This is a genomic window from Streptomyces viridosporus (assembly GCF_002078235.1).
GTDB lineage: Bacteria > Actinomycetota > Actinomycetes > Streptomycetales > Streptomycetaceae > Streptomyces > Streptomyces viridosporus.
Genome location: NZ_MSGP01000488.1, coordinates 1 through 2,639, shown reverse-complemented (window position 1 = coordinate 2,639; position 2,639 = coordinate 1). Strand labels below are relative to the sequence as shown.

Sequence of the window (2,639 nt, the reverse complement as noted above, 5' to 3'; positions counted from 1 at the left end):
CCGCCGGGGCCCCGGGGGCGGGCTGCTCACCGATGCGGCGCAGGGCCTGGGCGGCCACCGCCCCGGCGGAGCCGTACAGGGCGATCGACGGGCCGGCGGGGCGCTGCACGGCGGCCCGGATGCGCTCGGCGACCAGCTCGTAGTGGGTGCAGCCCAGGACGACGGCCGTCACGTCCTTCGGGGTGAGCGCGGCGGCCGCCGCGACGGCGACGCCGATCGCCCTCTCGTCGGCCCGCTCCACGGCCTCGGCGAGTCCCCAGCACGGCACCTCGGCGACGGCCACGCCGTCGGCGAAGTTCTGGATCAGCTCCTTCTGGTAGGGGCTGCCGGTCGTGGCCGGGGTGGCCCAGATGGCCAGCGGTCCGCCGCCGGCCGCGGCGGGCTTGATCGCCGGGACGGTGCCGATGACCGGCAGGTCCGGTTCGAGGCGGGCGCGCAGGGCGGTGAGCGCGTGCACGGTCGCGGTGTTGCAGCCGACGATCAGCGCGTCGGGCCGGTGCGCGGCGGCCGCCTCGGCGACGGCCAGGGCGCGCTCGGTCAGGTCCTCGGGCGTCCTGGGTCCCCACGGCATGCCGTCGGGGTCGAGGGAGAGGACGAGATCGGCGTCGGGGCGCAGGCGCCGTACCTCGACGGTGGCCGCCAGCAGGCCGATTCCGGAGTCCATGAGCGCGATCTTCACCCGGCCACGATAGACGATGAGCCGCTCCGGGCCGGTCCCGTGGGGCAGACTGCGCACGTGAGCGCCGTTGTGTGGACCGCCGCCGGATCACTCGCCGCCTGGCTGTGGCTGTTGCTCTGCCGGGGCTTCTTCTGGCGTACCGACGTACGACTCCCGCCCTCGCGCGACCCGGGGACGTGGCCGTCGGTGTGCGTGGTCGTCCCCGCGCGGGACGAGGCGGCGGTGCTGCCCGCGAGCCTGCCGTCCCTGCTCGCCCAGGACTACCCGGGGCGGGCCGAGGTCTTCCTCGTCGACGACGGCAGCACCGACGGCACCGGAGAGCTCGCGCACGAGCTCGCGCGCCGGTCCGGCGGGCTGCCGCTCACCGTGGGTTCCCCGGGCGAGCCGCCCGCCGGCTGGACCGGCAAGCTGTGGGCGGTGCGGCACGGCATCGCCCTGGCACGCGCGCGCGACCCCGAGTACCTGCTGCTGACCGACGCCGACATCGCGCACGCCCCGGACGGTCTGCGCCGGCTGGTGGCGGCGGCGCGGACCGGGGGGTACGACGTCGTGTCGCAGATGGCCCGGCTGCGGGTGGAGAGCCTCTGGGAGAGGCTGGTCGTGCCGGCCTTCGTCTACTTCTTCGCGCAGCTCTACCCGTTCCGCCGGATCGGGAAGGACGGGACGCGGACGGCCGCCGCGGCCGGCGGCTGTGTGCTGCTGCGCGCCGAGACGGCCGGGCGGGCGCGGATCCCGGACGCCATCCGGCACGCCGTCATCGACGACGTGGCCCTGGCGCGGGCGGTCAAGCGGGCCGGCGGACGCGTCTGGCTGGGGCTGGCGGACCGGGTGGACAGCGTGCGTCCGTACCCGCGGCTGCGCGACCTGTGGCGCATGGTGGCGCGCAGCGCGTACGCGCAGTTGCGGCACAGCCCGGTGGTGCTGGCCGGTACGGTCGCCGGGCTGGTCCTGGTGTACCTGGTGCCGCCCGTGGCGGTGGTCGTGGGGGCGGGGGCCGGGAGCCCGGTCGCGGCGGCCCTCGGTGCGGGGGCCTGGCTCGTGATGGCGGGGACGTACGTCCCGATGCTCCGCCATTACCGGCAGCCGCTGTGGCTCGCTCCCCTGCTGCCGTTCACCGCGTTCCTGTACCTGCTGATGACGGTCGACTCCGCGGTGCGGCACCACCGGGGGCGCGGTGCGGCCTGGAAGGGCCGCACCTACGCCCGTCCGGACACCGTGCCCGACGAGGGCTGACCGGGCGGTTCCCCGCGGCTCACTTCCGGCCCGGCGTCCAGTTCATGCCCCAGCCGTAGGCGTGGTCGACGGTGCGCTGCGGGCTCACGCCCCGTTCGGGCACCAGGTAGCGGGCCTCGCGCTGGACGACGAGGTCACCGCCGCCGGTGTTGGTGATCAGGGCGAGCGCGCACACCGTGGAGGGGACGGTGCACTCGTCGAGCGAGAAGTCGATCGGGGCGCCGTGCTGCGGCCGCAGGGTGACCGTGGCGTTCAGGTCGGCGAAGGAGCGGGCGCCCTCGTAGATGGTGACGAAGACGAGGATGCGCCGGAAGAGGTGCTTGTGGTCGAGGCTGACGGTGAGGTTCTCGCCGGTCGCCACGGCACCGGTGCGGTCGTCTCCGTCCAGGTGGATGAACGGGGGCTGGTGCAGGGCCCCGAAGGCGTTGCCGAGGGCCTGGACGACTCCCTTCCTGCCGTCGGTGAGTTCGTACAGGGCGCACAGGTCGAGGTCCAGGTCGGAGTGCGTGGCGACCGGGCGGCCCAGCTTGGCGGCCCAGCCGGAGAACTGCTTGCGCACCTGCCAGTTGAGGTTCACGTGCAGGGTCCCCGAGGTGCCGCCCTGCTTGGTCAGCGAGACCGCGGGGGCCGCCTTGGTGAGCGTCACCTTGGTCAGCCGGACGGGCGCCGCCGCGGGGGCCGGCGCGGAAGGCGCCGCGGGCTGCGGCGGGGCGACCACCGAAACGGC

The 2,639-nt window shown here is 75.3% G+C and carries 3 protein-coding genes; 1 reads left to right on the top strand and 2 read right to left on the bottom strand.

Annotation, left to right across the window (positions count from 1 at the left end; genetic code table 11):
- A partial coding sequence (locus B7L92_RS29995) for a glutamate racemase (RefSeq protein WP_081240498.1) occupies window positions 1-679 on the bottom strand: 679 nt, incomplete at its 3' end.
- 39 nt (window positions 680-718) lie between these two features.
- On the opposite strand from B7L92_RS29995, the gene B7L92_RS29990 reads away from it, so the two are divergent.
- Window positions 719-1,912, top strand: coding sequence for a glycosyltransferase (locus B7L92_RS29990; protein WP_081240496.1), 1,194 nt, complete (start codon window positions 719-721; stop codon window positions 1,910-1,912).
- Between the two features lie 19 nt (window positions 1,913-1,931).
- Here the strand turns inward: B7L92_RS29990 and B7L92_RS29985 are convergent.
- Window positions 1,932-2,639, bottom strand: a 708-nt coding sequence (locus tag B7L92_RS29985; protein WP_438364033.1) for a TerD family protein, incomplete at its 5' end; no start/stop codon positions are given.